7 protein-coding genes and 1 tRNA gene are annotated in these 5,885 nt (G+C 37.3%); 4 read left to right on the plus strand and 4 right to left on the minus strand.

Annotated elements, in window-relative coordinates; genetic code table 11:
• Window positions 1-179: 179 nt before the first annotated feature.
• Window positions 180-264: transfer RNA gene (locus EK417_RS17285), tRNA-Ser, on the minus strand.
• Between the two features lie 283 nt (window positions 265-547).
• Between EK417_RS17285 and EK417_RS17290 the strand changes: the two genes are divergently transcribed.
• Window positions 548-910, plus strand: a complete 363-nt coding sequence (locus EK417_RS17290) for a helix-turn-helix domain-containing protein (RefSeq protein WP_317043132.1) — start codon at window positions 548-550, stop codon at window positions 908-910.
• A 73-nt stretch (window positions 911-983) separates the two neighbouring features.
• Here the strand turns inward: EK417_RS17290 and EK417_RS17295 are convergent, their stop codons facing one another.
• The 3 genes from EK417_RS17295 to holA form a co-directional block, all read right to left on the minus strand.
• Window positions 984-1,196, minus strand: a complete 213-nt coding sequence (locus EK417_RS17295; protein ID WP_076594341.1) for a glyceraldehyde-3-phosphate dehydrogenase — start codon at window positions 1,194-1,196, stop codon at window positions 984-986.
• A 431-nt stretch (window positions 1,197-1,627) separates the two neighbouring features.
• Entirely contained in the window at window positions 1,628-2,569 is a 942-nt protein-coding gene (gene trxB, locus EK417_RS17300; RefSeq protein ID WP_076594340.1) for a thioredoxin-disulfide reductase, read from the minus strand.
• Window positions 2,570-2,797: 228 nt separating this feature from the next.
• Entirely contained in the window at window positions 2,798-3,835 is a 1,038-nt protein-coding gene (gene holA, locus EK417_RS17305; protein WP_076594339.1) for a DNA polymerase III subunit delta, read from the minus strand.
• Between the two features lie 7 nt (window positions 3,836-3,842).
• On the opposite strand from holA, the gene EK417_RS17310 reads away from it, so the two are divergent.
• The 3 genes from EK417_RS17310 to EK417_RS17320 all read left to right on the plus strand — a co-directional run bounded on the left by EK417_RS17310 (window position 3,843) and on the right by EK417_RS17320 (window position 5,849).
• The gene (locus EK417_RS17310) at window positions 3,843-4,274 is read left to right on the plus strand and encodes a type I restriction enzyme HsdR N-terminal domain-containing protein (RefSeq protein ID WP_110367202.1); all 432 of its coding nucleotides are present in this window, start codon (window positions 3,843-3,845) and stop codon (window positions 4,272-4,274) included.
• 150 nt (window positions 4,275-4,424) lie between these two features.
• On the plus strand, window positions 4,425-5,036 hold the full coding sequence (locus tag EK417_RS17315; RefSeq protein ID WP_136522869.1) for an HAD family hydrolase: 612 nt from the start codon (window positions 4,425-4,427) through the stop codon (window positions 5,034-5,036).
• A gap of 63 nt (window positions 5,037-5,099) precedes the next feature.
• The gene (locus tag EK417_RS17320; RefSeq protein WP_136522870.1) at window positions 5,100-5,849 is read left to right on the plus strand and encodes a dienelactone hydrolase family protein; all 750 of its coding nucleotides are present in this window, start codon (window positions 5,100-5,102) and stop codon (window positions 5,847-5,849) included.
• The last annotated feature ends 36 nt before the right edge of the window (window positions 5,850-5,885 follow it).

Here is a 5,885-nt window from a genome sequence, read left to right on the forward strand (position 1 = left end):
AACTTCAGAATGCAGCTCAGAGGTGTAAAAGACAAAGCATTCTTCTCATTCAGATTAGCTAAACTTTTTGCCTAGTCCCCAACTTTTGAGACTGATCCGCCCCTCCCTTTGCCGCCCGGAAATCAAGCAATTTAGGGTACAAAAAAAGGAGACGTTAAAAAAATAAACGTCTCCCTAAGCGGAGAGTGAGGGATTCGAACCCCCGGACCTGTTACAGTCAACAGTTTTCAAGACTGCCGCAATCGACCACTCTGCCAACTCTCCCTAAACTCCGGCTATACCGTTGTTTTCAGTGGTGCAAATATAGAACGATTTTTAATTTCTGCAAAACTTTTCCCACACAAATTTTAACAAAACTTAATAATAGACTATAAATCAAGGGAATTATTTTTCGCTCTTTCGCAAAAGTTTCAATATAAAAATCTAAAACGACCATGTTTTCGGGAATCCCATTATAGAAAGGCTTTTATATGACAAAACTTACAGCTCTATTTACAAACACACATATTTTTCACTACATTTGTAAAAACACAGGTATCCTATGACAATGGAAAAGCTAAGAACATTAAGAAAGCAGAAAGGCTATACGCAACAGCAGATTGCGGATCTTCTTGCCACCGACGTCTCCAACTACAGCAGAAAAGAAAGTGGAGATGTCAGAATATTTGATGACGAATGGGAAAAACTGGCCAAAGCATTGGAGGTTTCTGTAGAAGATATTAAGGAAGAGAAAACTTCTCAAATACAGCACAATGACAACCCTACTCTTAATGATAATTCAAGTATCAACTACAATCAGTACTGTAGTATCCCAGAATATATATTAGAAAGCCAGCAGGAATACATTAATCTTCTGAAAGAGCAGATAGAGACTTTAAAAGCAGAAAATGCAAAATACAAAAAGAGATAGTCTCTCCCTACATAAAGGATAAAAAGTGGCTTCCGTTGGAAGCCGTTTTTATTTTATATCTGTGAAAGGCTGCTTATTCCCGATCAACAATAGAAATGAAGCTGTTTTTTAAAAAATCAGACGGATATACAAACTGGTCTCCATCTTCTCCCTTTACTACAATAGCAGCCTGTTCATCGTTAAGGCATTTGTCCAATTGGGTTTTCATATCATTAAGCGCTCCATTGGGAACTTCAATAATGTAGGTTCCGGTAACATGTGTAACTTTTATGATTTTTGTTTCCATTTTGTTTTTAATTAGAAGCCAAATTTAGGAATTTTACAATTCTAATGGAATGCAAATTCAGGATCGTTTTGCTGTTTCACAAATATGTCAATGTTTTGTTAGTTGTTTCACCATTCTGATTAAATTTTTGATGGATACTGCTGGAAAGCGCAAAGGCGCAAGAAATAGAAATATGAAGACCCTTTTAAGGCGCCAGGATTTTATCTCTGATAAAATTGATACCGTATACTCTCTGCTGAAAATCTCATATTGAGCGAAGTCGAAATGTTCTTGTGCCTTAAAAACTATAGATAGGATTAGAAAAAATTGACTTCTTTGCGATTACCTGACAAAAAATTAATAATAAAATACGTTGTGTTAAAAAAGAATCCATAAATAAACAAAAAAGCGCACCCATAGGGCACGCTTTGTATTGTATAAGCTAAATAAGATTAGTGTAATTCAGCTAAATATTTCTCTGCATCCATTGCCGCCATACATCCGCTTCCTGCAGCTGTAATAGCCTGTCTGTAAATATGATCCTGAACATCTCCTGCCGCAAATACTCCAGGAAGATTGGTTCTTGTAGAACCTTTTTCAGTTACGATATATCCGTTCTCATCAAGATCTACCTGGCCAACAAAGATATCCGTATTCGGTTTGTGACCGATTGCGATAAAAATACCTTCCACATCTACTGTAGATTTCTCCTGAGTCTGGTTATTGATGATTACCGCTCTTTCTACAAGGCTGTTTTCTCCTTCAATCCCGATTAATTCATGGTGAAATTTCACTTCAATATTCGGAGTACTTTCCACTCTGTGAACCATTGCTTTTGAAGCTCTGAAAACGTCTTTTCTCACCAACAATGTCACTTTCTTACATAATTTTGCAAGATAAGTAGCTTCTTCTGCAGCTGTATCTCCTGCTCCTACTACCACAACGTCTTTTCCTCTGTAGAAGAAACCGTCACACGTAGCACAAGCTGAAACACCACCGCCTGCATATTTTTTCTCATCTTCAAGCCCTAAATATTTTGCAGTAGCTCCTGTAGAGATAATTACTGTTCTGGCAAGGATCTCTTTGTTTCCTGCATATAATTTGTGAACACCGCCTGCTTCCCTGGAGAATTCAGCTTTAGTGATCATTTCGTAATGAACTTTGGTATCAAATCTTTCTGCCTGTTTCTGCAGATCCATCATCATTTCAGGACCTGTAATCCCGGCTGGATACCCTGGGAAGTTATCCACTTCCGTAGTTGTAGTTAATTGTCCGCCCGGCTCCAAACCTGTAAACAATTCAGGTTTTAAGTCTGCTCTTGCTGCGTAGATAGCAGCTGTGAAACCAGAAGGCCCAGATCCAACGATCACACAATCTAAAATGTTTTGCTCCATAATTTGCTTTGTTCGAAAAGATTTAATTTGAATTAGACCGCTAATTTCGGAATTTTTAATTTCTTTTTAAAGTTATTTTAATGATACTTGTCAATATCTGATATGTTGAATTTCGATGGTAGCTGTTCCGAGGTTCAGGTTGGTGTAAATTTAACATTTCTGTTTTCATTTCTCTTACCATCATACCTCAAATTGCGCATCTTACATCCCGTTAGCTCATCGTTCGCCTCACACCTTCATTTTAATCTTGTCTACATTGATGATCTTGTACACCAGTTCTCTGATCAGCTCAGCTTCTCCCATATTTACGGCTCCCAGTCCTTTTCCTTTCATATCGAATTCACGGAGAATAGAAATGACTCTTGTGGCATGTTTCAGAGGATAAAGCCTGGCACTTTCTGCATAGTCTTTAATAAAATAAGGATTCACTCCCATCTGTGAAGCAATCGTCTGCGGAGACTGTCCTGCCATCGTCTGATAAATAATAACGTTTGAAAAATAATTGTAAAGGCTTGCCAGCATCATGACAAAAGGATTATTCTTCGGATTTTTACCCATAAAATGAGCAATTTTAAAAGCAGCATTGGCATTCTTAGTTCCCAAAGCCTTCTGAAGCTCAAAAATATTGTATTCTTTACTGATTCCGATATGGTTTTCAACAATTGTTCCGTCAAGAATTTCTCCTTCTTTAAGAATCATCTTCAGTTTGTTCAGTTCGTTGGCAATTCTTGAAAGGTCATTTCCCAGATATTCTGCCAGAAGATGAGAAATATTGGGAGCTGTATTGATTTTAAGCTTTGCACATTCATCCGAAATCCATTTCGGAAGATGGCTCTCCTTTACAGACTCACTCAGGAAGAGTGCTTTGGCTTTATCCAGGGCTTTGGCCGCCTTTTTTCTGCTATCCAGCTTCTTGTGCTTATGAGCAAAAACCAAAACTGTAGAAGGAACAGGGTTATCTACGTAAGATTCCAGAATTCTGTTTTCCTCTTCATTGAATCGTAAATCCTGAGCTTCTTTCACAATAATCACCTGCTTATCTCCCATCATCGGAAACTGTCTTGCCAGGGAAAGAACTTCCTGGTAAGAGGTATCTTTTCCGTAAGTAACGGTTTGGTTGAAAGCTTTTTCATCTTCTTCCAAAAAGTTATGTTCAAGGGCTTTTACCGCAACATCAATGAAGTAAGCTTCTTCTCCGTGGAAAAAATAAATAGGTAAAACTTCTTTATTTTTAATATTTTTGAGGATTAAATCTAATTCTTTCATCTTATTAATGGAACTTCCAAAACTGAATTTTCAGGAAACTTTTGATTTTAAATTCAAGAAAGACAAAGATAAGTTTTTTATTTATGATTTGGTTCGCAAAACTTATCTTCTGCTCACTCCTGAGGAATGGGTCAGACAGCACTGGATACATTATTATCTTATCGTAAAATCCTACTCCACATCGGCTCTGATTACCGAAAAAAAGATTGTTCTGAATGGTCTTACCAAAAGAATTGATCTGCTGGTTACTGAAAAAACAGAACCCGTCATTCTGATTGAATGTAAAGCGCCGCAGATCAAACTAACGGAAAAAACATTTGAGCAAACCGCCAGATACAATTCTGTTATCGGAGCAAAGGAAATTATTCTGACCAACGGACTTCAGCATATCAACGCTTATTATGAAGACGGCCAGTACCAGTTTTACAGACCGGAATAAATAAAAAATACAAAATCATTTCCGTTTTTCACAATGATTACAACTGAAGACGTGATCATTCCCCTCTTCTGGAGGGGTGGCGAAAATTTAAAAATTTTTTGACGGGATGGTTCATAAAAATAGCAGTAACTCACAACAATATTAAATAGTATGAAAATAAAAAATATCATATTCGACTTCGGAGGAGTACTTATGGACTGGAATCCGAGATATTATTTCAAAGATTATTTTAATGATGACGAGAAAATGGAATACTTCCTTGAAAATATCGCACAGGATGAATGGAATATTGAACAGGACCGAGGAAGAAGCCTTGCCGAAGGAACAGAAATTCAGGTAAAGAAATTTCCTGAGTGGGAAAAAGAAATCCGCGCTTTCTATGACAACTGGACAGTAATGCTGAAAAGCGATATTCCGCAAAACGTTGAAATTCTCAGAAAACTTAAAAATACAGATTATAAGCTATTTGGATTGACCAACTGGTCCGAAGAAACCTTCCCTTACGCCCTGGAAAACTATGATTTTTTCGAGATTTTCGAAGGTAAAATTGTAGTTTCAGGAACAGAAAAACTGATCAAACCAGATCCTAAAATCTGGCATGTTCTGTTAGACAGATACAATATCAAGGCTGAAGAATCGGTTTTCATTGATGATAATACAAAGAATATTAAAATGGCAAAATCGCTGGGATTCATTACCATTCAGGTTTTTCCGGATACAGATTTAACAAAAGAACTGAATGAATTGGGAGTAAAGGTTTAATTCTTTAAATATTTTCTTACTTTTAATCTGTTTTACAACCTACTAATTCACAAACCATTACTTATGATACGTTCTATCTTATTAACTGCGATGATTACGGCTTCGGGAAACCTTTTCAGCCAGAAACTTAAACCTGTTTCCTATCAGGATGGTTCACAGAAACTGAATGGCCTCGTCACTTCCAATGCTGGTAAAAAACTGCCCGGAGTACTGATTCTTCCAGCCTGGAAAGGTATTGACGATGAAGCTAAAACAGCAGCCATTGAACTTGAAAAGCAAGGGTATATTGCTTTTATCGCGGATATCTACGGTGAAGGAAAAATTCCCACTGACAATGAATCTGCAGCAAAGAGTTCAGGATATTATAAACAGAATTTTCAGGAATACCAGAAAAGAATTTCGCTGGCATTGGAGCAGCTGAAGAAAAACGGAGCAGTTTCTGATAAAGTAGCTGTTATTGGTTATTGTTTTGGAGGTACAGGAGCTTTAGAATCCGCAAGAGGACATCTTCCGGTAGCAGGTGTGGTTTCTATCCACGGAAGTCTGGGCAGAGATCAGAGCCGAAAAAATGAAGCATTGAGTGCTAAAATCCTTGTTGAAAATCCTGCGGATGATAAAAGTGTAACTCCTGATGATTACAACAACCTCATCAAAGAAATGAATGAAGGAAATGCCGACTGGCAGATTATCACATATGCCCATTCCAAACATACTTTCACAGATCCGAAATCACCGGATTACAACCCAACAATGGCCAAAAGAGCATGGAATCACACCCTTATGTTCCTGAAAGAAATTTTAAAATATGACTAGTCCTAAAATAGGTTGACATAAAATTAGACAATATTT

Source organism: Chryseobacterium candidae (assembly GCF_004916905.1).
Lineage (GTDB): Bacteria > Bacteroidota > Bacteroidia > Flavobacteriales > Weeksellaceae > Chryseobacterium > Chryseobacterium candidae.

Excerpts from the sequence above, each read along its gene's own strand:
- EK417_RS17290 (WP_317043132.1), top strand. The coding sequence starts at position 548 with ATGGAAAAGCTAAGAACATTAAGAAAGCAGAAAGGCTATACGCAACAG.
- EK417_RS17295 (WP_076594341.1), bottom strand. The coding sequence starts at position 1,196 with ATGGAAACAAAAATCATAAAAGTTACACATGTTACCGGAACCTACATT.
- trxB (WP_076594340.1), bottom strand. The coding sequence starts at position 2,569 with ATGGAGCAAAACATTTTAGATTGTGTGATCGTTGGATCTGGGCCTTCT.
- EK417_RS17310 (WP_110367202.1), top strand. The coding sequence starts at position 3,843 with ATGGAACTTCCAAAACTGAATTTTCAGGAAACTTTTGATTTTAAATTC.
- EK417_RS17320 (WP_136522870.1), top strand. The coding sequence starts at position 5,100 with ATGATACGTTCTATCTTATTAACTGCGATGATTACGGCTTCGGGAAAC.
- holA (WP_076594339.1), bottom strand. The coding sequence starts at position 3,835 with ATGAAAGAATTAGATTTAATCCTCAAAAATATTAAAAATAAAGAAGTT.
- EK417_RS17315 (WP_136522869.1), top strand. The coding sequence starts at position 4,425 with ATGAAAATAAAAAATATCATATTCGACTTCGGAGGAGTACTTATGGAC.